Origin of the sequence: Sandarakinorhabdus limnophila DSM 17366 (assembly GCF_000420765.1) — a bacterium.
In the GTDB taxonomy this organism is placed as follows: domain Bacteria; phylum Pseudomonadota; class Alphaproteobacteria; order Sphingomonadales; family Sphingomonadaceae; genus Sandarakinorhabdus; species Sandarakinorhabdus limnophila.
Window position 1 is genome coordinate 31,613 of record NZ_ATVO01000006.1, and the last position, 25,281, is coordinate 56,893.

26 protein-coding genes and 1 other RNA gene are annotated in these 25,281 nt (G+C 65.1%); 10 read left to right on the plus strand and 17 right to left on the minus strand.

Annotated elements, in window-relative coordinates:
- Window positions 1-9: 9 nt before the first annotated feature.
- The 10 genes from G566_RS0107745 to G566_RS0107790 form a co-directional block, all read right to left on the minus strand.
- Window positions 10-708 carry a biotin--[acetyl-CoA-carboxylase] ligase gene (locus G566_RS0107745; RefSeq protein WP_022680104.1) on the minus strand — a complete coding sequence of 233 codons (699 nt, stop codon included), beginning with the start codon at window positions 706-708 and terminating at the stop codon, window positions 10-12.
- A complete protein-coding gene (gene nuoN, locus G566_RS0107750; RefSeq protein ID WP_022680105.1) occupies window positions 705-2,165 on the minus strand; it encodes an NADH-quinone oxidoreductase subunit NuoN in 1,461 nt (486 codons plus the stop codon). Before nuoN ends, G566_RS0107745 begins: the two co-directional genes overlap by 4 nt.
- Entirely contained in the window at window positions 2,165-3,715 is a 1,551-nt protein-coding gene (locus tag G566_RS0107755; protein WP_022680106.1) for an NADH-quinone oxidoreductase subunit M, read from the minus strand. Before G566_RS0107755 ends, nuoN begins: the two co-directional genes overlap by 1 nt.
- Complete coding sequence (gene nuoL / locus G566_RS0107760) at window positions 3,715-5,721, minus strand: NADH-quinone oxidoreductase subunit L (RefSeq protein ID WP_022680107.1); 2,007 nt, start codon at window positions 5,719-5,721, stop codon at window positions 3,715-3,717. Before nuoL ends, G566_RS0107755 begins: the two co-directional genes overlap by 1 nt.
- Window positions 5,722-5,723: 2 nt before the next feature.
- Window positions 5,724-6,029, minus strand: a complete 306-nt coding sequence (nuoK, locus tag G566_RS0107765) for an NADH-quinone oxidoreductase subunit NuoK (RefSeq protein ID WP_022680108.1) — start codon at window positions 6,027-6,029, stop codon at window positions 5,724-5,726.
- A complete protein-coding gene (locus G566_RS0107770; RefSeq protein ID WP_029131409.1) occupies window positions 6,026-6,640 on the minus strand; it encodes an NADH-quinone oxidoreductase subunit J in 615 nt (204 codons plus the stop codon). Before G566_RS0107770 ends, nuoK begins: the two co-directional genes overlap by 4 nt.
- Window positions 6,637-7,125 carry an NADH-quinone oxidoreductase subunit NuoI gene (gene nuoI / locus G566_RS0107775; protein WP_022680110.1) on the minus strand — a complete coding sequence of 163 codons (489 nt, stop codon included), beginning with the start codon at window positions 7,123-7,125 and terminating at the stop codon, window positions 6,637-6,639. The genes G566_RS0107770 and nuoI overlap by 4 nt, the downstream gene beginning before the upstream one ends.
- On the minus strand, window positions 7,125-8,192 hold the full coding sequence (gene nuoH, locus G566_RS0107780) for an NADH-quinone oxidoreductase subunit NuoH (protein WP_022680111.1): 1,068 nt from the start codon (window positions 8,190-8,192) through the stop codon (window positions 7,125-7,127). Before nuoH ends, nuoI begins: the two co-directional genes overlap by 1 nt.
- Entirely contained in the window at window positions 8,189-10,195 is a 2,007-nt protein-coding gene (gene nuoG, locus G566_RS0107785; protein ID WP_022680112.1) for an NADH-quinone oxidoreductase subunit NuoG, read from the minus strand. Before nuoG ends, nuoH begins: the two co-directional genes overlap by 4 nt.
- Window positions 10,196-10,435: 240 nt before the next feature.
- The gene (locus G566_RS0107790) at window positions 10,436-11,041 is read right to left on the minus strand and encodes a PEPxxWA-CTERM sorting domain-containing protein (protein ID WP_022680113.1); all 606 of its coding nucleotides are present in this window, start codon (window positions 11,039-11,041) and stop codon (window positions 10,436-10,438) included.
- A gap of 120 nt (window positions 11,042-11,161) precedes the next feature.
- On the opposite strand from G566_RS0107790, the gene trmFO reads away from it, so the two are divergent.
- Window positions 11,162-12,484, plus strand: coding sequence for a methylenetetrahydrofolate--tRNA-(uracil(54)-C(5))-methyltransferase (FADH(2)-oxidizing) TrmFO (gene trmFO, locus G566_RS0107795; protein WP_022680114.1), 1,323 nt, complete (start codon window positions 11,162-11,164; stop codon window positions 12,482-12,484).
- A 3-nt stretch (window positions 12,485-12,487) separates the two neighbouring features.
- On the opposite strand, the gene G566_RS0107800 is transcribed toward trmFO, so the two are convergent.
- From G566_RS0107800 to G566_RS13890, 4 genes are all read right to left on the minus strand, one after another.
- The gene (locus G566_RS0107800) at window positions 12,488-12,943 is read right to left on the minus strand and encodes an EF-hand domain-containing protein (protein WP_022680115.1); all 456 of its coding nucleotides are present in this window, start codon (window positions 12,941-12,943) and stop codon (window positions 12,488-12,490) included.
- A 51-nt stretch (window positions 12,944-12,994) separates the two neighbouring features.
- Entirely contained in the window at window positions 12,995-13,600 is a 606-nt protein-coding gene (locus G566_RS14775; RefSeq protein WP_022680116.1) for a squalene/phytoene synthase family protein, read from the minus strand.
- A gap of 4 nt (window positions 13,601-13,604) precedes the next feature.
- Entirely contained in the window at window positions 13,605-13,994 is a 390-nt protein-coding gene (locus G566_RS0107810; RefSeq protein WP_022680117.1) for a VOC family protein, read from the minus strand.
- A 73-nt stretch (window positions 13,995-14,067) separates the two neighbouring features.
- Window positions 14,068-15,309 (minus strand): serine hydrolase domain-containing protein, encoded by a 1,242-nt coding sequence (locus G566_RS13890; protein ID WP_022680118.1) that lies wholly within the window; start codon window positions 15,307-15,309, stop codon window positions 14,068-14,070.
- 65 nt (window positions 15,310-15,374) lie between these two features.
- On the opposite strand from G566_RS13890, the gene G566_RS0107820 reads away from it, so the two are divergent.
- Window positions 15,375-16,460 carry an anhydro-N-acetylmuramic acid kinase gene (locus G566_RS0107820; protein ID WP_022680119.1) on the plus strand — a complete coding sequence of 362 codons (1,086 nt, stop codon included), beginning with the start codon at window positions 15,375-15,377 and terminating at the stop codon, window positions 16,458-16,460.
- Here G566_RS0107820 and G566_RS0107825 read toward each other — a convergent pair.
- Entirely contained in the window at window positions 16,457-17,104 is a 648-nt protein-coding gene (locus G566_RS0107825; protein WP_022680120.1) for an alpha/beta hydrolase, read from the minus strand. The genes G566_RS0107820 and G566_RS0107825 overlap by 4 nt on opposite strands.
- A 65-nt stretch (window positions 17,105-17,169) precedes the next feature.
- On the opposite strand from G566_RS0107825, the gene G566_RS0107830 reads away from it, so the two are divergent.
- From G566_RS0107830 to G566_RS14785, 5 genes are read left to right on the plus strand one after another with little or no spacing between them, the layout of a single operon-like run.
- Window positions 17,170-18,261 (plus strand): cysteine desulfurase family protein, encoded by a 1,092-nt coding sequence (locus G566_RS0107830; protein ID WP_022680121.1) that lies wholly within the window; start codon window positions 17,170-17,172, stop codon window positions 18,259-18,261.
- On the plus strand, window positions 18,258-19,388 hold the full coding sequence (locus G566_RS0107835) for a cysteine desulfurase family protein (RefSeq protein ID WP_022680122.1): 1,131 nt from the start codon (window positions 18,258-18,260) through the stop codon (window positions 19,386-19,388). Before G566_RS0107830 ends, G566_RS0107835 begins: the two co-directional genes overlap by 4 nt.
- 18 nt (window positions 19,389-19,406) lie before the next feature.
- Window positions 19,407-19,739 carry a 2Fe-2S iron-sulfur cluster-binding protein gene (locus G566_RS0107840; protein WP_022680123.1) on the plus strand — a complete coding sequence of 111 codons (333 nt, stop codon included), beginning with the start codon at window positions 19,407-19,409 and terminating at the stop codon, window positions 19,737-19,739.
- A 43-nt stretch (window positions 19,740-19,782) separates the two neighbouring features.
- The gene (locus G566_RS14780; protein WP_022680124.1) at window positions 19,783-20,361 is read left to right on the plus strand and encodes a hypothetical protein; all 579 of its coding nucleotides are present in this window, start codon (window positions 19,783-19,785) and stop codon (window positions 20,359-20,361) included.
- 17 nt (window positions 20,362-20,378) lie between these two features.
- Window positions 20,379-21,149, plus strand: a complete 771-nt coding sequence (locus G566_RS14785) for a hypothetical protein (RefSeq protein ID WP_022680125.1) — start codon at window positions 20,379-20,381, stop codon at window positions 21,147-21,149.
- A gap of 7 nt (window positions 21,150-21,156) precedes the next feature.
- Here the strand turns inward: G566_RS14785 and ffs are convergent.
- Window positions 21,157-21,247, minus strand: an RNA gene (ffs, locus tag G566_RS15075) — signal recognition particle sRNA small type.
- Window positions 21,248-21,336: 89 nt separating this feature from the next.
- Between ffs and G566_RS0107850 the strand changes: the two genes are divergently transcribed.
- The 3 genes from G566_RS0107850 to G566_RS0107860 are packed head-to-tail and all read left to right on the plus strand — an operon-like array spanning window position 21,337 to window position 24,452.
- A complete protein-coding gene (locus tag G566_RS0107850; protein WP_022680126.1) occupies window positions 21,337-22,998 on the plus strand; it encodes a DNA polymerase III subunit gamma/tau in 1,662 nt (553 codons plus the stop codon).
- A gap of 8 nt (window positions 22,999-23,006) precedes the next feature.
- On the plus strand, window positions 23,007-23,333 hold the full coding sequence (locus G566_RS0107855) for a YbaB/EbfC family nucleoid-associated protein (protein ID WP_022680127.1): 327 nt from the start codon (window positions 23,007-23,009) through the stop codon (window positions 23,331-23,333).
- Between the two features lie 24 nt (window positions 23,334-23,357).
- Window positions 23,358-24,452, plus strand: coding sequence for a zinc-binding dehydrogenase (locus G566_RS0107860; RefSeq protein WP_022680128.1), 1,095 nt, complete (start codon window positions 23,358-23,360; stop codon window positions 24,450-24,452).
- A gap of 9 nt (window positions 24,453-24,461) precedes the next feature.
- On the opposite strand, the gene mtgA is transcribed toward G566_RS0107860, so the two are convergent.
- Window positions 24,462-25,154 carry a monofunctional biosynthetic peptidoglycan transglycosylase gene (gene mtgA / locus G566_RS0107865; RefSeq protein ID WP_022680129.1) on the minus strand — a complete coding sequence of 231 codons (693 nt, stop codon included), beginning with the start codon at window positions 25,152-25,154 and terminating at the stop codon, window positions 24,462-24,464.
- Window positions 25,155-25,281: the final 127 nt, after the last annotated feature.

Below are 25,281 nucleotides of genomic sequence, written 5' to 3' on the forward strand. Positions count from 1 at the left end.
TCTCCCGGTTCACAACGCGAATACTTCACCGGCGTGGATGGCACGCGTGCTGCCATCGTCAAGCTGCATCAGCAGGGCGCCATCATCGGCGAGGCCGGTGAAGAGGCCTTCCGGGCTATCGTTGCCGAGCCGAGCGACGATGCGGGCGCCGACGCCAGCTACGCGCGCGGTCCAAGCGGCGCGGATGGGGCCGAAGTCGTGCGCGGCCCATGTCTCGCGCCAATGACTGAAGGCAGCGGCGAGTTCGTCGAGCAACGCGGCCGGCGTCGGCACCGCGAGGCCGGCGGCGGCGAGGCTGGTGGCGGGGCGTTCGGTGCCATCGGGGTGATGCGCGAGGTTGACGCCCATGCCGATCACCAGCGCTTCGCCAACGCGTTCGAGCAGGATGCCGGAGCACTTGGTGCCGTCCAGCAGCACGTCGTTGGGCCATTTGAGGGCGAAGCGGGCCGTCTGACCGGTGAGCGATGACAGTGCATCATGCAAAGCGAGCGCGGCGACGAAGCTGAGTTGCTGAACCTGACCGGTCGCCTTGACCAGCACGCTGCCCATGAAATTGCCGGCACCATCGTTCCACACCCGGCCCCGGCGGCCGCGACCAGCAGTCTGGCGATCGGCGATCACCCAATGGCCGTCGGGCAGCGCCTCGGCGCGGGCCAGCAGCCAATCGTTGGTGGAACCGACCTCTGCGAGGTGGGTGAAGCCGCTCAAGCCGGGAACAGCGCCGCGGCAGCGCGGGCGGTGGCAGCGACCAGCGGCGAAATGGCCAGCATGCCGATGGGCGAGCAGAACAGCGCGCACGCGGCGATCATGGTGCCGTTGACCGCGCTGCCTTCCGTGGCCAGCGACACGGCGGGCTCATCGAAATACATGATCTTGATGAGGCGCAGATAATAGAAGGCGGCGATCACCGAGGCGACGAAGCCGATCAGCGCCAAAGCGATCAGGCCGGAGGCTATGGCAGCCTGGAACACCGCGAACTTGGGCCAGAAGCCGAGCAGCGGCGGGATGCCGGCGAGGCTGAACATGAAGATGGCGAGCGCAGCGGCAAGTTTCGGCTGGGTTTTCGACAGGCCGGCGAAATCGGCCATGCTTTCGACCGGGCTGCCATCGGGGCGGCGCAGTTGCAGCACGACCAAGAAGCTGCCCAAAGTCATCGCGACATAGACGGTGACGTAGAAGAGCAACGCCGAAATGCCGGCCGGGGTGCCGGGCGTGAGGCCGACAAGCGCGAAACCGATATTGGCGATCGACGAATAGGCCAGCAGGCGCTTGATGTTGGTTTGCGCGACGGCCGCGACAGCGCCCAGCACCATCGAGGCGATGGCGATGAAGATCAGGATCTGCTGCCAATCGGCGGCGATGTTGCCGGGGAAGGCAACAATCATCACCCGCGCCAGCAGGCCCAGCGCCGCCGCCTTGGGCGCGGCCGAGAAGAAGGCGGCCACAGGGGTTGGCGCGCCTTCATAGACATCGGGCGTCCACATGTGGAACGGCACGGCGGATACCTTGAAGGCGAGGCCGGCGAGAATGAAGACGATGCCGAACAAGAGGCCGACAGAGCGCTCGGTTTGGCCGGAGACGACGCCGGCAATCACGTCGAGCTGGGTCGAGCCGGAGAAGCCGTAGATCAGCGTGACGCCGTAGAGCAGGATACCCGAGGCGAGCGCGCCGAGCACGAAATATTTAAGGCCGGCTTCGGCGGAACGGTCATCCTGGCGATGGAAGGCAGCCAGCACGTAGGACGGCAGCGCCGCGAGTTCGAGACCGACATAGAGGGTAAGCAGATCATTGGCCGAAACCATTATGGTCATCCCCAGCGTCGCCAGCAGCATCAGCACCGGATATTCGAACCGCCCTGCGCCACTCTCATGCAGCCACGGCAGCGCCAGCAGCACCGAGGCCGCAGACGCCGCAAGGATGATGACCTTCAGGAAGGCCGAGAAATCATCGGCGACATAGAGGCCATCGAACGCGCGGGTCATCCCGGCGGGCGCATCAAGCAACGTGAAACCGGCCAACGCGAGGATGGCGACCGCGAACAGGCTGGTGACGGTGAGGGCCTTGCCCTTGGCCGAGAAGGTGCCGAGCATCAGCGCGGCAAGGCTGCCGAGCGTGAGCACGGTTTCCGGGCCGGCGATGGCGATGGAGGTGAAGATCGGGTGCATCAGTGGTGGCTCTCTGCGGCGTGCGCCGGGGCCGCGATCGCCGGCAGCGCGGGCGACAGCGTCATGTCGGTCGGCACGGTGGCGAGTTCACGGCCTTCGAGGCGGGCGACGACTTCTGCGATGGCCGGCTTCATCGGGGCCTGGAAGCTTTTGGGATAAATGCCCATCCACAGCGTGGCGAGGATGATCGGCACCAGGATGGCGATTTCGCGTGGCGACAGATCCGGCATGGCGCGCGTGTCGTCACCGGCGGCCTTGCCATAGGCGACGCGGGCATAGAGCCAGAGCATGTAGGCCGCACCCAGAATGATGCCGGTGGTCAGCACGAAGGTGGCCCAGGTGCTGGTCTGGTACATGCCCAGCAGCACGAGGAATTCGGCGACAAAGCCCGAGGTGGCCGGCAAGCCAACGCTGGCCATGGTGAAGAACAGGAGCACCAGCGCATATTTGGGCATGGTATCGGCGAGGCCGCCATAGCGCCCGATCTCGCGGGTGTGGAGCCGATCGTAGATCACACCGACGCACAGGAACAGCGCGCCCGAAACCAGGCCGTGCGACAGCATCATCACCATGGCGCCTTCGATACCCTGTGTGTTGAGCGCGAACAGGCCGCTGGTGACGAACGCCATGTGGGCGACCGATGAATAGGCGATGAGCTTCTTCATGTCCTGCTGCACCAGCGCCACCAGCGACGTGTAGACCACCGCCACCATCGACAGGCCGAACACCAGCCAGATCAGCTGCGCGCTGGCATCGGGGAACATCGGCAGGCTGAACCGGATGAAGCCATAGCCGCCGAGTTTCAGCAGCACGCCGGCGAGGATGACCGAGCCGGCGGTGGGCGCTTCGACGTGGGCATCGGGCAGCCAGGTGTGCACCGGCCACATCGGCATCTTCACCGCGAACGAGGCGAAGAAGGCGAGGAACAGCCAGAACTGGGCTTCCTTGGGGAAATCGGTGCGGCTCAACACGCCGATGTCTGCCGAGCCGGCGAAATTCACCATCCACAGCATGGCCACCAGCATGAGCACCGAGCCGAGCAGCGTGTAGAGGAAGAATTTGTACGACGCATAGATCCGCCGCGCGCCGCCCCAGATGCCGATGATCAGGAACATCGGGATCAGGCCGCCTTCGAAGAACAGGTAGAACAGGAACATGTCGCGCGCGGCGAACGTCCCGATCATCAGCGATTCCATCAGCAGGAACGCCGCCATATATTCCGGCACGCGCTTTTTCACGGCAACCCAGCTGGCCAGGATGCACAGCGGCATCAGGAACACCGAAAGCTCGATCAGCATCAGCGCGATGCCGTCGATGCCCAGCGACCAATTGAGGAACGGCGCGAACAGCGGCAAGTTTTCCGTGAACTGGAAGGCCGCGGTCGTCTGGTCGAACTGCGTCCACAGCCAGATGCCCAGCGCGAATTCCACCAGCGTGGTTGCCAGCGCCACGACACGGGCGCGGCCGGCGCGTTCGGCGTCTGCGCCGGGCAGCGTCGCCACCACCAGGGCTGCCACCACCGGCAGCAGGATCATGAACGAAAGGATCATCAGCGCATCATCCAGGCGGCAGCGGCGGCAAGGCCAACCAGCATCACCAGTGCGTAACTATAGACATACCCGGTCTGGAAGCGCCGCGCGAGGCCAGCACCCACCACCACCATGTCGGCAGCGCCATTGGGGCCAAAACGATCGATGGTCTGCTGATCACCGCGCGTCCAGAACTGGCGGCCAAGCCACTGGGCCGGCTTCACGAAGATCGCGTCATACAGCTCATCGAAATACCATTTCCGCAGCAGGAACTGGTAGAGACCGGGCACTTCCTTCTGCCACCAGATCGGGATCGACGGCTTGTTCAGGAACACGTGCCAGGCAAGGCCGAGGCCGAGGAAGAACGCCACCGACGGCGTGTAGACCACCCAGGCCGGCACTTCGTGCATGGCGTGCATCAGATGTTCGCGGAAGGCGAGGCTGCCGCGCCAGAAGCCAGCGCCCTCTTCGGCACCAACGAAGCTCTCATGCCACACCCAGCCGGCCAGCAGCGCGCCGGTGCCAAGCACGAACAGCGGGACCAGCATCGCAAGCGGGCTTTCGTGCGGGTGATAGCCGGCGGTGCCGTCATCGTGGGCGTGATCGTGCGCGTGGTGATCATCATGGCCGTGCCCGTGATCACCGTGCGCGGCGTGCTGGATATGCTCGCTGCCAGCCCAACGCGGCTTGCCGAAGAAAGTGAGGAACACCAGCCGCCACGAATAGAAGCTGGTGAGCGCTGCCACCAATGCCCCGACAAAGAACGCAAAGGTGCCGTGGCTGGTGCCGCTGGCGAAGGCCGCTTCCAGGATCGCGTCCTTGGAATAATAGCCGGCGGTGAAGAAGAAGCCGGTGAGCGCCAGCGTGCCGATCGTCATCATCCAGAAGGTGATGGGGATATGCTTCCGCAAGCCGCCATAGAAGCGCATGTCCTGTTCATGGTGCATGGCATGGATCACCGAGCCGGCACCGAGGAACAACAGCGCCTTGAAGAAGGCGTGGGTGAACAGGTGGAACATCGCCGCGCCATAGGCACCGCTGCCGGCGGCGAAGAACATGTAGCCGAGCTGCGAGCAGGTCGAATAAGCGATCACCCGCTTGATGTCGTTTTGCACCATGCCAACGGTCGCGGCGAACAGCGCGGTGCAGGCCCCAATCACGCAGACAACGGCCTGGGCGGTGGGGCTGGCTTCGAACATCGGGGAGAGGCGGCAGACCATGAACACGCCGGCGGTCACCATGGTGGCGGCGTGGATAAGGGCGGAGACCGGCGTGGGGCCTTCCATGGCGTCGGGCAGCCAGGTGTGCAGGCCCAACTGGGCGGACTTGCCCATCGCGCCGACGAACAGCAGCAGGCACAGGCAGGTCATCACGTCGACCTGGGAGCCGAGGAAGCTGAAGGTCTGCCCGCTATGCTGCGGCACGGCCGCAAGGATGGCGTCAATGGAGACGGTGCCGAACACCAGGAAGGTGCCGAAAATGCCGAGCGAAAAGCCGAAATCGCCGACGCGGTTGACCACGAACGCCTTGATGGCGGCCGCGTTAGCCGAGGGCTTGTGATACCAGAAGCCGATGAGCAGATATGAGGCGAGGCCCACCCCTTCCCAGCCGAAGAACATCTGGACGAGGTTATCAGCCGTCACCAGCATCAGCATGGCGAAGGTGAAGAGCGACAGATAGGCGAAGAACCGGCTCTGCGACGGGTCTTCCTCCATATAGCCCCAGCTGTAGAGGTGGACGAGCGCCGAGACGCTGGTGACGACGACCAGCATGACCGCAGTGAGCGTATCGACCTTCAGCGCCCATTTGACGGAGAGGCCGCCGCTTTCGATCCAGTCCAGCACCGGAACGGTGTAGCCGGCGGTATCGTTCAGCCAGAAACCGGTGAAGATCACCCAGGCCAGTGCGGCCGAGACAAAGAGCCCGCCAGTGGTGAGTGCCTTGGCCGCGGTATGGCCGATGACGCGGCCGCCCAAACCGGCGACAAGCGCGGTGAGCAAAGGCAGGAAGACGAGGATGGTGATCATCGTCAGCCCTTCATCAGATCGGCTTGATCAACCGCCACCGTGCCGCGGCCCCGGAAATAGATGACCAATATGGCAAGGCCAATGGCCGCTTCGCCGGCGGCCACGGTGAGCACGAACATCGCGAAGATCTGGCCATGCACCTGGTGCAGGAAGGCCGAGAAGGCGACGAGGTTGATGTTCACCGCGAGCAGGATCAGTTCCAGCGACATCAGAATGATGATGATGTTGCGGCGATTGAGGAAGATACCGAACACGCCCAGAACGAACAGCGCAGCCGAAACGGCAAGATAATGGGTGAGCCCGATCACAATTCCACCCCCTGGCCAAGGCCAGCCTTGCCGACGCCCAGCGTGCCCGCCGGCGTGCGCGCCACCTGCGCGCCAATATCCTGCCGCCTGTTGCCGATGCGGCGGCGGTGGGTGAGCACGATGGCGCCGATCATCGACGCCAGCAGCAACAGCCCGGACATGGAGAAGACGAAGAAATAACGGGTATAAAGCTGGCTGCCGATCCACTGCGTGTTGGTCATGCCTTCCGGCGGACCAGCGAGGGCTTCGTGCACGATCACGCCCTGCCCCGGCTGCCAGCCCATGGCGACCAGCAGGATTTCGGCAAGGATGACGCCCGATACGGCAAGGCCGAGCGGCAGGTTCTTCAGGGCGCCGCGCTGCAACGCCTTGAAATCAATATCGAGCATCATGACGACAAACAGGAACAGCACCGCCACGGCGCCGACGTAGACGATGACCAACAGCATCGCCAGAAATTCGGCGCCGAGCAGGATGAACAGGCCGGCAGCGTTGAAAAAGGCCAGGATCAGCCACAGCACCGAGTGCACCGGGTTCCGCGTCGTGATCACCATCAGGCCACTGGTGAGCAGCAGGCCGGCGAACAGATAGAAGGCGAAAGCGGCCATCAACGCCACTCGCTGTCTGCAGCGATGTTGCTGGCGATGGCGCGTTCCCATTTCTCGCCGTTCGCGAGCAGCTTGTTCTTGTCGTAGATCAGCTCTTCGCGGGTTTCGGTGGCGAATTCGAAGTTCGGGGTTTCGACGATGGCATCCACCGGGCAGGCTTCCTGGCACAGGCCGCAATAGATGCACTTGGTCATGTCGATGTCGTACCGGGTCGTGCGGCGGCTGCCGTCGATGCGCGGTTCGGCTTCGATGGTGATGGCCTGCGCCGGGCAGACGGCTTCGCACAATTTGCAGGCGATGCAGCGTTCTTCGCCGTTGGGATAGCGGCGCAGCGCATGTTCACCGCGGAAGCGCGGCGAGATGGGGCCCTTTTCGAACGGGTAGTTGATCGTCACCTTGGGACGGAAGAAATAGCGCAGGGTCAGCCACATACCGGAGACGAACTCCAACAACAGCAGCGCCTTGGCGGAACGGAGCAGCGCAGACATCAAAGGGCTCCCGGCGCGGCCACAAAGTGCCCGGTGAAGATCAGCCAGCCAGACACCAGGATCACCCAGAACAGCGACAACGGCAGGAAGACTTTCCAGCCCAGCCGCATCAGCTGGTCATAGCGGTAGCGCGGCACAGTGGCCTTCACCCAGGCGAAGACGAAGAACATGAAGGCCATCTTCACCAGGAACCACACGAAGCCGGGGATCAGGTAGAGCGGCGCCCAATCGAGCGGCGGCAGCCAGCCACCGAGGAACAGGGTGGGGATCAGCGCGCACATGAAGAGGATGTTGGCATATTCGCCGAGGAAGAAGAGCGCGAAGCTCATCGAGGAATATTCCACCTGATAGCCGGCAACGAGCTCGGCTTCGGCTTCGGGCAGATCGAACGGAGGGCGGTTGGTTTCGGCCAGCGCGGTGATAAAGAACATGATGCCCATCGGGAACAGCAGCGGATTGAAGATGTTGCCGTTCAATATGCCCAGCACATTGCCCTTCTGGCTCATCACGATGTCCGACAGGTTGAGACTCTGCGCGTACATCATCACCGAAACGAGGATGAAGCCCATCGAGACTTCGTAGGAAACCATCTGCGCCGCAGAGCGCAGGCCACCCAAGAAGGCATATTTGGAGTTGGAGGCCCAGCCCGACATGATGATGCCGTAAACGCCCATCGAGGAGACGGCGAAGACATACAGCAGGCCGACGTTGAGATCGGCCAGCACCAGGCCGGCATCGAACGGCATCACCGCCCACACCACCAGCGCCAGCGTGAAGCTGATCATCGGGGCGAGCAGGAACACGCCGGTCGATGCGCCGGTGGGGATGATGGTTTCCTTCAGGAACAATTTGGCGGCGTCCGCAAAGGTCTGCAGCAGGCCGAACGGGCCGACCACGTTGGGGCCGCGCCGCATCTGCATCGCTGCCCAGATCTTGCGATCGGCATAAACCGCCAACGCCACGCCCACCATCACCGGGAAGGCAATGGCGAGGATCAGCGTCAGATTGGCGAGGAACCAGCCCGGGCCTTGCCCGAACTGTTCGACGAACCAGCCAGTGTAGGTCATTCGGCGGCCTCCTGCACCACGATGAGCGAGGAGACGCAGGCGGCCATGGTGGCACTGGCGCGGGCCACCGGGTTGGTGAGGTGGTAGTTGCTGTAGGCCAGATGCAGGGCGCCCTGCACCGGGGCGGCGTTCACGGCTGGGAGGGTGCCCACACGGGCGATCAGGCCGTCGCGGGCCAGATCGGGCCAATCGGCGGCGATGCGGCGACGCAGGGCCGACAGATCATCATAGGGCAGTTTCTGGCCCAGCACGGAGGACAAGGCGCGCAGGATCGTCCAATCCTCGCGCGCGTCGCCGGGGGGCTGCGTGGCTTTCAGTGCGCGCTGCACGCGGCCTTCCATGTTCACATAGGTGCCGGGCTTTTCGGTGTAGGCGGCGGCCGGCAGGATCACATCGGCATGGCGCACGCCGTGATCGCCATGAGTGCCGATATAGACGGTGAAGCGGCCAGCCATCACGTTCACTTCATCCGCGCCAACCAAGAACAGCGCCTTCACACCGGTATCGCCGAGCAAAGCATTGACGCCGCCGTCGACGGCGAGGCCCAGCCGCAGTGCACCAGCGCGGGCGGCGGCCGTGTGGACGAGGTTGAAGCCGTTCCAGCCATCCTTGACCACGCCCAGTTGCACGGCAGCGGCGCGGGCGGCGGCATAGAGGCCAGATGTTTTCAGCGCGCCCATGCCCAGGATGATTGCCGGGCGCTGGGCCGCAGCAAAGGCAGCAACCACGTCGGCCGGCAACGCGGTCAGCAACGCCGCATCGTCGCCAAGCTGGGTAATCGGGAAGCTCAGATCCACAGCCGGACCGATATTATACGCCTTGGCGCCGCCCTTCTTGACCGCCTTGCGCAGCCGAACATTGAGCAGGGCTGCTTCCTGACGGGGATTGGTGCCGACAAGCAGAATGGCATCGGCCGTCTCGATACCGGCCAGACCGGTATTGAACAGCCAGTTCGCCGGTTCGCCCGTGTCGAACAGCGCACCATCCTGGCGGCTTTCGATCCGGGTGGAGCCCAGCGTTGCCAAAAGATCGCGCAGCGCCACCATCTCTTCGACGGCGTTCAGATCACCCACGATGCCGGCAATTTCGTCGCCCTTCAGGCCCTTCAGGCCGGCGGCGACGGCAGTGAACGCTTCGGCCCACGTCGCCTTCTGCAGCTTGCCATTCACCCGCACCCACGGCGTATCAAGCCGGCGTTCGGAGAGGCCATCGACGGCAAAGCGGCTCTTGTCGGCCAGCCATTCTTCATTGACGTCGTCGTTCAGGCGCGGCGTCACCCGCAGCACAGCAGCGCCGCGGCTGCCGACAACGATGTTGCTGCCGATGGCATCCATCACGTCGATCGAATCGGTCTTCTTCAGCTCCCACGGCCGCGCCTGGAAGGCATAGGGCTTGGAGGTGAGCGCGCCCACCGGGCACAGATCAATCACGTTGCCCGACACTTCGGAAGTGACGGCCTTTTCCAGATACGACGTGATCTGCATCGACTCGCCGCGGCCGATGGCACCGATTTCCTCGACGCCGGCCACTTCCTCGGCAAAGCGCACGCAGCGGGTGCAGTGGATGCAGCGCGTCATCACCGTCTTGATGAGCGGGCCCATATATTTCTCGGTCACCGCCCGCTTGTTCTCGTCATAGCGGCTGGCGCCCTTGCCATAGGTGAGCGACTGATCCTGCAGATCGCATTCGCCGCCCTGATCGCAGATCGGGCAATCGAGCGGGTGGTTGATGAGCAGGAATTCCATCACCCCTTCGCGGGCCTTCTTCACCTTTTCGGTGCGGGTGTGGATCACCTGGCCATCGGCAGCCGGCATGGCGCAGCTGGCCACCGGCTTGGGGGATTTTTCCATTTCCACCAGGCACATGCGGCAGTTGCCGGCGATGGACAGGCGCTCGTGGTAGCAGAAACGCGGGATTTCAGCGCCGGCCGCTTCGCAGGCCTGCAACACCGTGGCGCCGTTCGGCACCTCCACTTCGATTCCATCGACGGTCAGCTTGGGCATGGCCGTCAGCTATCCGAACGCTGGGGGGCCACAAACTGGCCGTTTGCAAAAAGCATGTCACTTTCCAGAACCGGCGGCAGTTACCCGCCGCTATCGAGGCCCGTATAGCCGGGGGGTTTCGGGTTGGAAAGACAGGATAGTGACTGTTGGTCGCAGCTTTTTTGCAGTGCGGCATCAAACTGGCAAAAAAGATGAAGCTGGGCGCCTGTCGCACCCGGCTTCGGTCCTTCTTGCGGTCGATCAGGCCGCGATGGCGCGGGCAGCACCAGAGCGGCGACGGCGTGCTGCAGCGCCGACAAGACCAAAGCCGGCGATCAGCATGGCCCAGCTTTGCGGTTCAGGCACGACACCGCCCTGCGGCAGTTCGGAGAAGAAGAAAAAGGCCCGATCATATTCGCGTGGGCCCTGCAAATCGCTGCTGTTGATCGTCAGCGTCTGGCGCAGGCCGGCAAAGCTCAGGTCGCCGGGCCCGGTTTGGAAACCGCCGAAGAAATTGCCGACGTGTGCGAAGCTGTTGTCCTGCGTGTTGTTGAGACTGCCAAACATGTTGGCACTGCCGCCCAAAACGAACATCGTAGCGGTGCTGTTCAGCGTGGCGCCGTCACCATTGGTCAGCAGACCAATCCACAACGCGCTGCCGTTGCCAACAGTCATCGGGCCATTGGTGAAATTGATGGTGAGATCGAGCGCGTCACCAACGCCGAGCGACACAGGCGTGATCGCAACATTGTTCAACAGGTTAATCTGCATCGCGTTGGCATCAAGGCTGGCCGTGATCACCGCGGCCGACGTCGGAAACGCCGCAAGGCTCGCAACTGCAGCAACCGCAAAAAGCAAAGGCTTCATGTGATATTCCCCCGAATGTGGAAAATACCCATTACGTTATTTACGGTTATTAAACAACTCATTCATCCTTGACGCTTTCGTGACTGGAAAACCGTCACGGCCTGCCGCATAGGCCGGGGCATGACACTCCCCATCCACATCATTGGCGGTGGCCTCGCCGGTTCCGAAGCCGCCTGGCAGATCGCGCAAGCCGGCATTCCCGTTATCCTGCATGAGATGCGCGGACCGCATGGCACCGACGCGCACAAGACCGACGGGCTGGCCGAACTCGTCTGTTCCAACAGTTTTCGCAGCGATGATCCCGACAATAATGCCGTTGGCCTGATCCATCAGGAGATGCGGGCGATGGGCAGCATCATCATGGCTGAGGCCGACAAGGCGCGGGTGCCGGCTGGATCGGCGCTTGCGGTGGACCGCGACGTGTTTTCAGACGGCGTGACCGCCACGCTGGCCGCCCATCCCAACGTCACCATCGTCCGCGAGATGATCGCCGGCCTACCGCCGGAAGAGTGGGACAGCGTCATCATCGCCACCGGGCCGCTGACGGCGACGCCGCTGGCCGAAGCCATCCGCGATCTGACCGGGCAGGATGCGCTGGCGTTTTTCGACGCCATCGCGCCGGTCATCCATTTTGAATCCATCAATCTGGAAACCGCCTGGTTCCAGTCGCGCTGGGACAAGGGTGGGGCCAAGGATTACCTGAACTGCCCGATGGACAAGGAGCAGTATGAGGCCTTCATCGATGCGATGCTGGCCGCTGAAATGGCCAGCTTCAAGGAGTGGGAGGCCAACACCCCTTATTTCGACGGCTGCATGCCGATCGAGGTGATGGCCGAACGTGGCCGCAACACGCCGCGCTTTGGCCCAATGAAGCCGGTGGGCCTCACCAACCCCGCCACCGGCCGACGCGCCTGGGCCGTGGTGCAATTGCGGCAGGACAATGCCCTGGGCAGCCTGTGGAACATGGTCGGATTCCAGACCAAGATGAAGCATGCTGAACAGGTGCGGGTGTTCCGCATGATTCCGGGCCTCGAAAACGCGCAATTCGCGCGGTTGGGTGGCCTGCACCGCAACACCTTCATCAAATCGCCGGTGCTGCTGGATGAGACCCTGCGCCTGAAACTTCGGCCCGGCATCCGCTTTGCCGGCCAGATCACCGGCTGCGAAGGCTATGTTGAAAGCGCGGCAGTGGGCCTGATGGCGGCGCGGTTCGCCATTGCCGAACGGCAGGGCCGCGAACCGGTGCCACCGCCGGCGACAACCGCGCTGGGCGCCCTGCTCCACCACATTACCGGCGGCGCAGAGGCTTCGACCTTCCAGCCGATGAACGTCAACTTTGGCCTGTTTCCGGCGCTGGAGACGGCGGTGAAGAAGGATCAGCGCAAGCCCGCTCTGGTGACGCGGGCGCGGGCGGATCTGGCAGACTGGATGAAGGTGGCCTGAGCCTCACTCCTCACCTGGCGGAGGGCAGACGCAGGCGGCTTTCGGCTTGCGTTTCATCGCCGTGGTCGCGAACTCGCGGGGGGTGAGCGCACCATCGGCATTGCGATCGGCGCGGGCGAATTTCGTGGCGGTCGCCACGGCGAATTCCTCGAAATCCAGCCTGCCATCCCGGTTGCGGTCCGCGCGCTCAAAGCTCTTGCGGCGATTGGCAAGAAACTCGCCGCGATTGACACTGCTATCCTTGTCCTTGTCGTAGCGGCGCAGGCGGCGGGCCTCGCGCTCGGCGTCGGACAGGGGAGAATTCGGCGCCTCCAGCGGCGCTGCGGCCGCATCTGTCGCCGGCGGATCGGCACTGGCCAAGGCGGCAGCGGGCTGGGTGACAGGCGGAGCGCGCCATATGATCAAGCCGGCGCCCAACAGGCCAACCAGAGCCACGACAAAGCCAAGGATGCGGCGCACTTCACTGCTCCCACCATCGCCAAGACCCTGGATGCAGAGCGATACGCTGCCTCAGCGCCCCAGTGCAACCACCTTGAACATCAACGCCTGCCGGGCCAGCGTACCGCGCGGTTCGAGCGGGCGGCCGGCGGCGGCATGGGCGGCATCGCGTGCCTTCAACTCTACCAGGGCGCGCAGCGGGCGCAGCAGCACCGATGTGCGGTCGGGCGGGCTTTGCGCCAGCGCCAGCGCCTGGCCCAAATACTCACCCTCGGCCGGATCGGCGCCGAGCAGCCGCGCAGCCAGGGTGAACAGGCGCACGCAACCACTCGCACTGCCGGCCGCATCGCCGTTCAGCCGGGCCAGCCAGCCATCTTCCAGACCAGCCAGATCCGAACCCGAAAGCCGCGGCAGCGTGCGGGCCTGCAGCGCCTGCAACAGCGGCTGCGCCGGAGCAGGCTGCGTATCGAGCTCGATCAGCCGATCGCGCCACCAGGCGAGACGAATCTCGCCCAGCAGGGGCTCCGTGGTGGTGGCCACCAGCTGCGCCAGTTCCGCGTCCAGGGCCAGCAGCGCGACCAGGCCAGGGCGGGCCGGCGCTGCCGCATAGAGGCAGGCCAGCCAACGCTCCCGGTCGCGCTGCTTCAGTTCATCGGCAATGATCGACAATGGGTCCATTCGGTCAGGCGGGCCCCACCCGGAAGGCGCACAATTTGTTGCCATCGGGATCGCGGAAATAGGCGCCGTAGAACGCCTGCGGGCCTTCCTCGCCACGCACGCCGGGGGCACCTTCATCGGCAGCGCCGGCGGCCAGCGCGGCGGCGTGCATGGCATCGACCTTGGCGCGCGTGTCCAGCACCAGCGCGATCATGGTGCCGTTGCCGGCGGTGGCCGGCTGGCCATCATAGGCCGGGCCAACGCCCAGCATCGGCGCGGTCCAACTGGTGCCCCAGCACACGGCGCCGGTGGGGAATTCCATCAGACGGCTGATGCCAACACTGGCGAACAGCGCATCGTAAAAGGCAAAGCTGCGCGGCAGATCATTGCTGCCGAAAAGGGCGTAACCGATCATGCGAATCCTCCTTTGGCCACCATGGCCGGCAAACGGTGACACAGGCATTGCAGTGCGGCCATTATTTGGCAGGTCATCGTGCCAGTTCCGCCATGATGATGTCTTCCGCCGCGCTGAAACTGGAGGCGACATGGGGCGATTTGAAGGGATCGTCGCTGCTGCCGGTGAGCGCATAGGCAAACACACGGCCGCGCCTTTGATCAACCCACAGACCGGCGAGCAGGCCATAGGCTTCGCCCAGATGGCCCCACCAGCGCGCGCCCTTCACCGGCTGATCGGTCGCCCCGGCACGGCCACTGAGGCAGTGCGGGCCGGCACCGTAGCACAGCATCTGGCCGTGATAATCATCGCCGGGCACCGCCCCGCCGGCCTGCCAGACCGGGGTGAACATGGCGTTGACCGTGGCGGATTTCAGCAGCCGCACGCCGCCAAGTTCGCCGCCACGCAACAGCAACTGGCCGATGCGGGCGAGATCGGGGATGCTGATCCTGAGGCCACCCTGCGGCGAGAAAATGGTGCCATTGGTGCCAGGCACATAGGCCGCCAGATCGCAGGCCGCATTGGCGCGCACCGGGCACGCGCTGCGCTGGCCTTTCAGGTCATCCACCTGAGGCACCCATGGCCCGGCCGGGTTCCAGGCGGTTTCATCGCGGCCCTTGCGGTAGAGGACGGCGGCGCGGGCGATGGCGGCATCCGACGCGCCCTGCCAGTTGTAGCCGGCGTCGATCTTCAGCGGCGCCAGCACCAGCCGGGTCATCAACCGGTCAAAGCGTTCGCCCGTGGCCTTCTCCATCACCGAAGCAATCAGGCCGTAATTGAGATTGGCATATTCGAACCGCCTGCCCGGCGCGCCCGCGCCCCAATGCTGCGGGGTGAGCTTGTCGTGCAGCTGTTCCTCCAGCGCAAAGCCATAGCCCGGCCCATCGACGATGCCGCTGGTGTGCGAGAGCAGCTGGCGCAGCGTGACCGGCGTTTCGGGATGAGCGGGGTGGCGCAGTTGCCAGCCGAGGTACAGGCTCACGTCTCGATCGAGATCGAGCTTGCCCTGCTCCACCAGCCGCCACATGGCGATAGCAACGACAAGTTTCGAGATAGAGGCGACGCGGATCACGCTGTCGGTCTGCAGTGGGCGGCCCGCGGCGATGTCGGCCAGGCCATGGGCTTCGGCACGGATGATGCTGTTCTTGTCTGCCACCACGCCGACGACGCCGGAAAGCTGCGGCGCGCGGGGCTCCGTGCCGGCGACCAGAGCCGCCAGCGGATTGGAAGCGGCCGGGCTGGCCAGCAACAGGCAAAGGGCAAGAACGGCGCGCATTGCTGGCTTCATAAGCAGGCGCAGCAGGCATGGCCAGCCGGCATCGGCTGCGCTAGCGTATCGCCATGACGACGCGCTTAGCCATTGGCCTGATGTCCGGAACCTCGATGGACGGCATCGATGCCGCGCTGCTGGAAACCGATGGCGAGGGGGTAGTGAACCCGATCGCTTTCATGTTTTTCCCCTATGAACCGGATTTCCGCCCGCGCCTTCGCGCCGCCATGGCCCGCGCGCTGGAAATGCATGCGCCGGCCCGCGACGCGTTGATCGACGCGGTGGAACAGGAATCGACCGGCCTGCACGCCATGGCCGTGCACCGCCTGCTCGCTGCCACCCACACGCGGCGCGATGATGTGGCAGTGATCGGCTTCCACGGCCAGACCATTGCGCACAGGCCCGACCGCAAGTGGACCTGGCAAATCGGCGATGGCGCCACGCTGAAAGCCGCGACGCGGATTCAGGTCGCCTATGATTTCCGCAGCGCCGATGTTGCGGCCGGCGGCCAGGGCGCGCCGCTGGCGCCGGGTTATCACCGGGCGCGATCGGAGGAACTGGGTCGGCCGCTGGGTGTGCTCAACCTGGGCGGGGTGGGCAATCTGACCTGGTTTGCCGAGGACGTGACTTGGGGCAGTTTCGATACCGGGCCGGGCAATGCGCTGATCGATGATTGGGTGCGCGCCCACACTGGCCGCAGTTACGACGAAGATGGCAAGGTCGCGGCCAGCGGCATGTGCCACGACAATGTGCTGCAAACCTTGTGCGACAATCCGTGGTTCGACGCCGCTCCGCCCAAATCGCTGGACCGCAACGCCTGGGATATCGGTGCCTTGCGCGGCCTCTCACCCGGCGATGGCGCGGCCACTTTGACGGCGTTCACGGCAGAGACGGTGCGCCTTGCCCTCACCCATGTGCCGCCGATCGGCCGCTTGCTGGTGACCGGTGGCGGGCGCTTGAACCCGGTCTTGATGGCCGAACTTGCCCAGCGCTGCGCTGTGCCCTGCGATGCAGTGGAAGCCGTCGGCTGGAACGGCGACGCGCTGGAGGCCGAAGCGTTCGCGTGGCTGGCCGTACGCGTGCTGGACGGCAAACCGCTCAGCTGGCCGGAGACGACCGGAGTGCCAGTGGCGATGACTGGCGGGCGGGTGGCTTAACGCCCGCCGTTAGCCAGCCGCATGTCCAGATAGCCGTCAACCTCGCCCATCAGCAGGTCCATTTCGTTCTGGAAGAAATGGTTGGCGCCGGGGATGGTGCTGTGATGGATGGTGATGTGGCGCTGCGTCTTCAACTTGTCCACCAGCTTGAGCACGGCAGATGGCGGCACCACTTCGTCGTTTTCGCCGTCCACGATGATCCCGCTCGACGGGCACGGGGCCAGGAAGGTGAAATCATACATGTTGGCCGGCGGCGCGATCGAGATGAAACCCTTGATCTCTGGCCGGCGCATCAGCAGCTGCATGCCGATCCAGGCGCCGAAGGAGAAGCCACCCACCCAGGTGGTGTGGGCTTCCGGATTGAACTGCTGCAACCAATCGAGCGCGGAGGCGGCGTCGGACAATTCGCCGATGCCGTTATCGAACGTGCCCTGGCTGCGGCCAACACCGCGGAAGTTGAAGCGCAGCGTCGCAAAGCCGCGGCGCACGAAGCTTTGATAAAGCGCCAGCACGATTGGATGATTCATCGTGCCCTGCGCCGGGTGCGGCTGCAGCAGGATGGCGACCGGCGCACGCGGGCCGGCACCGGGCTGGTAACGGCCTTCGAGACGGCCTTCGGGGCCGGTAAGAATGACTTCGGGCATGCTGATCCCAATTCTGGTGCAAGGCGGCTGTTGCGCCCTATATGGCCTGCAGAGGCCCTGTTGCAATGAAAAGCCGAATCTATCTTGATCATGCTGCCACCACGCCGGTGCGCGATGCCGCGCGCGCGGCGCTGGTAGAGGCGCTGGGCCTGACCGGGAACCCGTCGAGCGTGCACGGCGGCGGCCGGGCGGCCAATGCGTTGCTGGAAGGTGCGCGCGATACCGTGGCGCGCTTTGCCGGGGTGGCACCGGAGCATGTGGTGTTCACCAGCGGCGGCACCGAGGCGATTGCTTTGGCATCGAATGGCGCGCGGCTGGCGGGGCCGACACGCCCGCGCTTGCTCGTGGGCGCGACCGAGCACAGCGCGGTGCTGCAGGCGCGCGATGATGTGGTGCTGCTGCCGGTGGATTGCGACGGCCAGATCGACCTTGCCGCCTTGCGTGCAGCGCTGTCCGAAGGCCCGGCGCTGGTGGCGGTGCAGGCGGCCAACAACGAGACCGGTGTAATTCAGCCACTGGCCGAGGTGGCGACGCTGGTGCGGGAAGCCGGCGGACTGCTGCTGGTGGATGCGGTGCAGGCGGCGGGGAAGATGGCGCTGCCTGATGCGGATTTCGTGGCGCTTTCGGCGCACAAACTGGGCGGGCCTCCCGGTATTGGAGCGCTGATCGTGCGCGACCCCGAAAGCCTGATCGCCATCCAGCGCGGCGGCGGGCAAGAGCGTGGCCATCGCGGCGGCACGCCCAATCTGCCCGGCATCGCCGGCTTTGCCGCCGCCGTGGCGCAAACCCACGACTGGAGCGCGGTTGCCACACGACGGATCGCGCTGGAAACACGGTTGAAAGCCGCCGGCGCGATCATCCATGGCGAAGCCGCGCCGCGCCTGCCCAACATCGGCAGCATCGGCCTGCCCGGCGTGGCCGCATCAACGCAGGTGATGATGCTCGATCTGGAAGGCTATATGGTCTCGGCCGGCGCGGCCTGTTCGTCCGGCAAGGTCAAGGCCAGCCATGTGCTCGCCGCGATGGGGCTGGGGGCGGCGGCGGGCGAAGCCATTCGCGTCAGCCTGTCACCGGCCACCACGGATGCCGAGATTGACGCATTCGCCGCCGCCTGGCTTGCCATGGCAGCGCGGTTGGGCCGAAAGGGCGCGGCATGAGCATGCCGATTTACCTTGATTATGGCGCGACGACGCCGCTCGATCCCGCTGTCGCTGCTGCAATGGAACCGTGGGGGGTGGATGGCTTCGGCAACCCGCACAGCGCGCACATGTGGGGCTACAAGGCCAAGGCGGCGGTGGAACGGGCGCGCGAACAGGTCGCTGGCCTTATCAATGCGCCCGCCGAAACCATCGCCTTCACAAGCGGTGCCACCGAAAGCAACAACTGGGCGCTGAAGGGCCTGCTCACCGCACCTGGGCAGACGCGGCGGCGGATCGTGACGCTGGCCACCGAGCATTCGTCCGTGCTGGAAACGGCGCAGTATCTCGCCGGCATCGGGGCGCAGCTGACCATCGTGCCTGTGCGCGAACACGGCCTGGTTGATCTGGGCGACCTTGAGCGCGCGCTGGGCGAGGATGTGGCGCTGGTTTCGGTTATGGCGGTGAACAACGAGATCGGCGTGGTGCAGGATCTGGCCGGTATCGGCCGACGGGCCCACGCGGTTGGTGCGGTGTTCCATGTCGATGCAGCGCAGGGCTTCGGCAAGCTGCCACTGGATGTCGACGTCATGGGCATCGATCTGATGAGTGTCACCGCGCACAAGATCTACGGCCCCAAGGGTGTCGGCGCGCTTTATCGCCGGCCATTCACCGTCATCACGCCGCTGCTGCACGGCGGCGGGCAGGAGGATGGCCGTTCGGGCACATTGCCCACCGCGCTGATCGCCGGATTGGGCGAAGCGGCGCGCATCGCCGGTGAGAGGATGGCCGCCGATCTTGCACATGCCCTGCAGCTGCGCGAGCGCTTGCTGGCGGGCCTGAGCGTGCTGCATCGCATCAATGGCGACCTTGATCGGCGCTGGCCGGGCAATCTCAATCTGTCATTCCCGGGCCTGGTGATGCCGTTGATCCAGCAACTCCCCGGCCTGGCCATCAGTTCGGGTTCGGCCTGCGCGTCCGTCACCGGGCGGGCCAGCCATGTGCTCACCGCGCTGGGCCTGCCCGAACCCACCGCCAAGGCATCGCTGCGGCTGGGCTTTGGCCGTTTCACGACCGCCACAGACATTGATACCGCGGTCACCCTGATAAATGCTGCAGTGCAGCGCCAGCTTGAAGAATTGGCCTGATCGCGCCACTATAAGCGCATGGCCCGCATCCGCTTCATCTCCGCCGATGGCTCACAGGAAGCCATCGCCGAAAGCAAACCCGGCGATCGCCTGCTTGATGTGGCGCAGGCGCATGGCATGCCGCTGGAAGGCACCTGCGAAGGCGCGATGGCCTGTTCCACCTGCCATGTCTATCTGGTCGGCGGCGATGTCGAAAAACTGCCGGCGCCCATCGAAGAAGAGGAAGACATGCTGGATTTCGCCGCTGGCGCCAACCGCCAGAGCCGGCTCGCCTGCCAGGTGAAACTGACGGCGGATATCCACAGTTTGGACGTACGGATGCCGCGCAGTGTGGTCGACAACAGCCGTTAAGGCTGGCAAAATTGCCCCGAAGAACAAACTGGGGAGCTGATTGATGCCTGCCTTGCTTGTCGCGCTGCTGTTGCAGGCGGCAGATCCTGCCCCGCCTGCTGTTGCCCCGCCCGCCACCACCGATACCCCAGTCCCGGCCAGCGCCGACAGCCCGGAAGAGATCGCCAAGGACAGCGCCCGCGATCTGAAGGACAGCCGCTATTACAACAAGCCCGGCGCCACCCGCGCCGATTATGACAAGGATTGGCAGGAATGCCGCCTGATCGCCCGCGGCAGCCGCACGCCAGGTGGATCGCCGGTGGTGGTGTATAATCCGGCCATCATCTCGCCCGCCGCTGCCGCTGCCGGCGGCCTGTTGGGCGGGTTGATCGCGGGCGCCATTGCCGATGGCGAAACCCGCCGCGCCAATCGCCGTTCATGCCTGATGTATCGCGGTTGGCGCGTGGTGGAAGTGACGGACGCGCAGGAAAAATTGTTCCTCACCATGCCCGATCCCGAACGCGAAGCCTGGTTCAACCGCATGCTGGGCGCCGAGAATCCCGACGGCAAATCGGTAACGCGCTGGAACAATGATTTCGCCGTGACGCCTGCGCTGGCGGCCGCGCCGCCGCCCAAGCCCTGAACACGAGGCCCCGCCCGATGCGCCTTTCGCCCTTCATCCTCGCCGCGCTTCTCGCCACACCGGCCGCCGCGCAATTGTCTGTCACCAAGCCGACGCCGCTGGAGTTGCCGGTTACCATGGCGCCGCACCAGGGCGCGCTGCTGGTCGCCTTCCGCCGCCCCGATGGCTGGAGCGCGGGCAAATCCGGCACCATTGCCTTTGCCCGTTATGATCCAGCCCGGCACGACATGATCGCCCGGCCCAAGGATGCCAAGAAGAACGGCGACACCAACACCTACTGGATCCAGGCCAGTTCCAAGGATCGCAAGGCGGCGCTGGAATATCGGCTGATGCTGGTTTCGGCCGGCGATTACGTGCTCTACGGCGCCGCGCCCGGCCCGGGCGGCATGGTGATGAACAGCTTCTGCTACAACAGTGTCACCTTGCGCGTGAATGCCGGCGAAGTGGTCTATTTCGGTGACGTCACGACCTATATCGCTGCCAAACGCGCCGATGGCGGCCCCTTCTATTTCGGCATGCCGTGGAGCTGGCACCCGGATGAGGCGAAAGCCGCGTTGGCCAGCCAGCCGGCGCTGCAAGCGGCGTTCAAGCCGGGCGAACTGAAAGGCGGCGCCAGCTACAGCTGTTCTGGCCAGATGATGACGGCTTATGACTTGCCGGACCTACCGCGCCTGCCGCCGCTAACGCCTGAGGAGAAGGCGAAGATCGCCGCCGAAGCGCTGGTCGCGCCGCCGCGCCAGGCCGGGCCAAACACGGCGCAAACGCCGATTCTCGTTCCTGTACGCTGATGGGGTGGGAGCCGGGAACGACCCAGACCGGAATCGTTGCGGCTGCTTCCTTCCGGACCTGACCGGGTTGGCGAGCGGCCTGTCCGCCCGGCTCCCACGGCGCATATGGCGGCTGTGGCGCCGAAGTGCAAGCCCGGCTTCAAAGCCTGCGTGACGCGCCAGCCCGGCCCGGCTAGAACAGGACAACATGTCAGACGAATCCGATATCGCCTTTCCGGGCCTTGAACTGCCGGCCGCAGTGCCCGCACCAGCTTACCGTGTGCTGGCACGCAAATATCGCCCGGCGACCTTTGATTCGCTGCTCGGTCAAGCGGCGATGGTGCAGACGCTGGGCAACGCCATCGCGCGCGGCCGGCTGGCGCAGGCCTGGCTGCTGACCGGCGTGCGCGGGGTGGGCAAGACCTCCACTGCGCGCATTATTGCCAAGGCGCTGAACTGCATCGGGCCTGATGGCCAGGGCGGCCCAACGATCAATCCCTGCGGGGTGTGCGAGCCCTGCGTTGCCATCGCGGCCGGCCGCCATATGGACGTTGTGGAAATGGACGCCGCGTCCAACACCGGTGTCGATGATGTGCGCGAGATCATCGAGGGTGTTCGCTATGCCGCCGTATCGGCTCGCTACAAGATCCACATCATCGACGAAGTCCACATGCTGTCCAAGGCGGCGTTCAACGCGCTGTTGAAAACGCTGGAAGAACCGCCGCCGGGCGTGAAGTTCATCATGGCCACCACCGAGGTGAACAAGGTGCCGGCCACGATCCTGTCGCGTTGCCAGCGGTTCGATCTGAAGCGCGTGCCGGCCGAGATGTTGGCCGACCATTTCGCCCGCATCCTCGAACAGGAGCAGGTGCAGTTTGAAACTGATGCGCTGGCGCTGGTGGCCCGCGCCGCCGAGGGCAGCGTGCGCGATGGTCTTTCCATCCTTGATCAGGCCATCGCTCACAGCGGCGAGACGATCACGGCAGATGCCGTCCGCGACATGCTGGGCCTGGCCGATCGCGGCGCCGTGCGCGCCCTGTTCGGCCATGTGCTGGAAGGCCGGGTGGGCGAGGTGATGGCCGCCGTCGCCCGCCAATATGATCTTGGGCAAGACCCGGCGCAGCTGATGCGCGAGCTGCTGGGCCTGGTCCACGGCATCACCCGCCAGCGCCTCGCCCGGCGCCGGGATCCGCTGCTCTCAGCGGAAGAACAGGCGGCGCTGGATGGCTGGGCGCAGGCGCTCACCTTCCCGCGATTGTCGATGCTGTGGCAGATGCTGCTCAAGGGCCTGGAAGAAGTGCAGGCGGCACCAGTGCCGCTGCAGGCCGCCGAAATGGCGCTGCTGCGGCTGTGCCACGCCGCCGATCTGCCCGATCCAGGCGCGCTGGTAAAACAGTTGCAACAGCAGGGCGCGACGATCACAGCCCCGTCTGCTCCCGCCCCTGCCCCATCGGGTGCACCCGCCGCTGCACTGCCCGCCGCACCGCCCGTCAGCGCGCCGCCGGCTGGCGAAATGCCGGACAGTTTCGAAGCGATGGTGGCGCTGTTCCGCCGCCGGAGCGAGGCGCGGCTGGCGCATTACCTGACCGACGATGTGCGGCTGCTAAGCTGGGCCCCACCCCGGCTGGCGCTCGCCGCTGCCGGCCTGCCCAAGGACGTGCCGCTGGCGATCGCGCGCAGCCTGGAGGAATGGACCGGGCAGAAATGGCAGATTGAATGGCAGACCGAAGGCGGCCAACCCACATTGCGCGAAACCGAGCTTGCCCGCCTGGCCGCGCTGGAAGCCCAGATGCGCGCCGATCCCACCGTGGCCGCGTTGATGGCGGCCTTTCCCGACGCCGAACTTTCCCCCCTCAAACAAACGGCCTGAGAAGAACCATGCCCAGCCTTGAAGAACTGATGAACGCCGCCCGCAACGTGCAGGAGCAGATGGCCCGTGCCCAGGCCGAGCTCGACAATATCGAGGTTGAAGGCGCATCTGGTGGGGGCCTGGTGAAAGTGCGCGCCACCGCCCGCGGCGCCGTGCGCGGCTTGACCATCGACCCGTCGCTGCTGACTGCTGACAGCAAGGAAATGTTGGAAGACCTGATCGTCGCGGCCTTCAACGACGCCAAGACCAAGGCCGATCAGGCCGGCAGCGCCGAGATGGGCAAGCTGACCGCCGGCATGCAGCTGCCACCGGGCTTCAAGTTGCCGGATTTCTGATTTCAACCGAAGGACCAAAGTCCCATGCGCCAGATCCAATCGACCATCACCTCCGCCGGTGAACTCATCCTCGCGCTGGCCGACGTGCCGGAGCCGGAGGCTGGGGCTGGCGAGATCAAGATCCGCATCGAAGCCGCGCCGATCAATCCGTCGGACATCGGCCTGCTTACCGGCGCGGCCGACATGACGACGGCGCGCGGCGAGCCCGACGCCATTCGTGCCACCGTGCCGCCAGCGCTGATGCGGGCAATGGCGGCGCGCGCCGATCAGGCGATGCCGTGCGGCAATGAAGGCGCCGGCACCGTGGTCGCTGCTGGCGCCGGCGCAGAGCATCTGCTGGGCCGCAAGGTCGCCATCATCGGCGGCGCGACGTACGCGGATTATCGCGTGGTGAAGGCCGAGGAAGCATTACTGCTACCCGAAGGCGCGACGGCTGAACAGGGCGCGTCCTGCTTCGTCAACCCGCTGACAGCGCTGGGTTTTGTCGAGACGATGCGCGCCGAAGGCCACAGTGCCATCATCCACACCGCCGCTGCGTCCAACCTCGGGCAGATGCTGGTGAAGATCTGCAAGGCCGATGGCGTGCCGCTGGTCAACATCGTGCGCTCGGCGGAACAGGTGGCGATCCTGAAGGGCATCGGTGCCACCCACGTGATCGACTCCACCGCGCCCGATTTCATGGCGCAACTGGTGGCGGCCTGCACCGAAACCGGCGCGACCCTGGCCTTTGATGCGATCGGCGGCGGGCAGTTGGCCGGGCAGATCCTCACCGCGATGGAAGCGGCGATCAACGCGCGCGCCGGTGGCTACAGCCGCTATGGCTCGGAAGTGCTGAAGCAGGTCTATATCTATGGCGGGCTCGACATGGCGCCGACGACGTTCGGGCGTGGTTTCGGCATGGCCTGGGCAGTGGGCGGCTGGCTGCTGTTCCCGCGCATGCGCACCTTTGGGCCGGGCACCTATGCCCGCCTGAAGCAACGCGTTGCCGATGAACTTACCACGACCTTTGCAAGCCATTACAGCCACAAGGTCAGTCTGGCCGGGATGCTGGAACCCGCAGCCGTGGCCGGCTGGTATCGCCGCGCAACGGGACAGAAATATCTGGTGGTGCCGGACTAACGCCGCCCGTCACTTCCACAGGCAGGTATCAATCCCCTCGTCGCGCACCACCTTCACCCGCCGTTCGATACGGCGGGCGTAGCGGCGCACGGACTTCGATGGCTTGGCCACGCTGCGCTTGATCGGCTGCGGCAGGATGGCGGTCAGCCGAGCCGCCTGCTTGGGGCTCAGGCGATCGACGGTGGTGCCGAAATAATGTTTCGAGGCCGCCGGCATGCCGTAGATGCCCGGGCCCATCTCGACGATGTTGAGATAGACTTCCATGATGCGCGGCTTGCCCCAGAAAATCTCGATGAGGCCGGTGAAATAGGCTTCCAGGCCCTTCCGCACATAGGATCGGCCCGGCCACAGAAAGGCGTTCTTGGCGGTCTGCTGGCTGATGGTGGAACCACCGCGCAGCTTGCGGCCCTGGTAATTGGCCTGCGCCGCCGCCTTCACGGCTTCAAAATCAATGCCGTGGTGATAGCAGAAATTGGCATCTTCCGCCCCGATCACGGCGCGCGGCAGGCTGCGTGACATGGCGGTGAGGGGCACCCACGTATATTGCACCTTCCGGCCATCCACGGAATCGCGCGCCATCAGCCAGGTCATTGGCGGCGGCAGGAAGCGATAGGCGATCACCCAGATCAGGCTGAGCACGAAAACAGCCCCGAGCACCCGGAAGAACCAGCTGACAAGAAATCCGATGGCGCGCCCGATCATGGCTGCATCTGCCGCCAGTCGGGCGTGGTCGTCAATGTGTTAGCGCTTGTTTGGGCGTGCGAAGGGTTGGGATAGCGAGCGATTTTTCGTCACCACAAGGAGCAGCCGCAGCCGCGATGTCTTGCGC

Coding starts and splice junctions, on each gene's coding strand:
- G566_RS0107755 (WP_022680106.1), bottom strand. CDS start 3,715: ATGATCCTTTCGTTCATGATCCTGCTGCCGGTGGTGGCAGCCCTGGTG.
- G566_RS0107860 (WP_022680128.1), top strand. CDS start 23,358: ATGCGCCAGATCCAATCGACCATCACCTCCGCCGGTGAACTCATCCTC.
- G566_RS0107850 (WP_022680126.1), top strand. CDS start 21,337: ATGTCAGACGAATCCGATATCGCCTTTCCGGGCCTTGAACTGCCGGCC.
- nuoH (WP_022680111.1), bottom strand. CDS start 8,192: ATGACCTACACTGGCTGGTTCGTCGAACAGTTCGGGCAAGGCCCGGGC.
- G566_RS0107855 (WP_022680127.1), top strand. CDS start 23,007: ATGCCCAGCCTTGAAGAACTGATGAACGCCGCCCGCAACGTGCAGGAG.
- G566_RS0107840 (WP_022680123.1), top strand. CDS start 19,407: ATGGCCCGCATCCGCTTCATCTCCGCCGATGGCTCACAGGAAGCCATC.
- G566_RS0107810 (WP_022680117.1), bottom strand. CDS start 13,994: ATGATCGGTTACGCCCTTTTCGGCAGCAATGATCTGCCGCGCAGCTTT.
- G566_RS14780 (WP_022680124.1), top strand. CDS start 19,783: ATGCCTGCCTTGCTTGTCGCGCTGCTGTTGCAGGCGGCAGATCCTGCC.
- nuoI (WP_022680110.1), bottom strand. CDS start 7,125: ATGTCTGCGCTGCTCCGTTCCGCCAAGGCGCTGCTGTTGTTGGAGTTC.
- nuoN (WP_022680105.1), bottom strand. CDS start 2,165: ATGCACCCGATCTTCACCTCCATCGCCATCGCCGGCCCGGAAACCGTG.
- nuoG (WP_022680112.1), bottom strand. CDS start 10,195: ATGCCCAAGCTGACCGTCGATGGAATCGAAGTGGAGGTGCCGAACGGC.
- G566_RS0107835 (WP_022680122.1), top strand. CDS start 18,258: ATGAGCATGCCGATTTACCTTGATTATGGCGCGACGACGCCGCTCGAT.
- G566_RS0107825 (WP_022680120.1), bottom strand. CDS start 17,104: ATGCCCGAAGTCATTCTTACCGGCCCCGAAGGCCGTCTCGAAGGCCGT.
- G566_RS14775 (WP_022680116.1), bottom strand. CDS start 13,600: ATGGACCCATTGTCGATCATTGCCGATGAACTGAAGCAGCGCGACCGG.
- G566_RS0107820 (WP_022680119.1), top strand. CDS start 15,375: ATGACGACGCGCTTAGCCATTGGCCTGATGTCCGGAACCTCGATGGAC.
- G566_RS0107830 (WP_022680121.1), top strand. CDS start 17,170: ATGAAAAGCCGAATCTATCTTGATCATGCTGCCACCACGCCGGTGCGC.
- G566_RS13890 (WP_022680118.1), bottom strand. CDS start 15,309: ATGCGCGCCGTTCTTGCCCTTTGCCTGTTGCTGGCCAGCCCGGCCGCT.
- G566_RS0107790 (WP_022680113.1), bottom strand. CDS start 11,041: ATGAAGCCTTTGCTTTTTGCGGTTGCTGCAGTTGCGAGCCTTGCGGCG.
- mtgA (WP_022680129.1), bottom strand. CDS start 25,154: ATGATCGGGCGCGCCATCGGATTTCTTGTCAGCTGGTTCTTCCGGGTG.
- nuoL (WP_022680107.1), bottom strand. CDS start 5,721: ATGATCACCATCCTCGTCTTCCTGCCTTTGCTCACCGCGCTTGTCGCC.
- G566_RS14785 (WP_022680125.1), top strand. CDS start 20,379: ATGCGCCTTTCGCCCTTCATCCTCGCCGCGCTTCTCGCCACACCGGCC.
- trmFO (WP_022680114.1), top strand. CDS start 11,162: ATGACACTCCCCATCCACATCATTGGCGGTGGCCTCGCCGGTTCCGAA.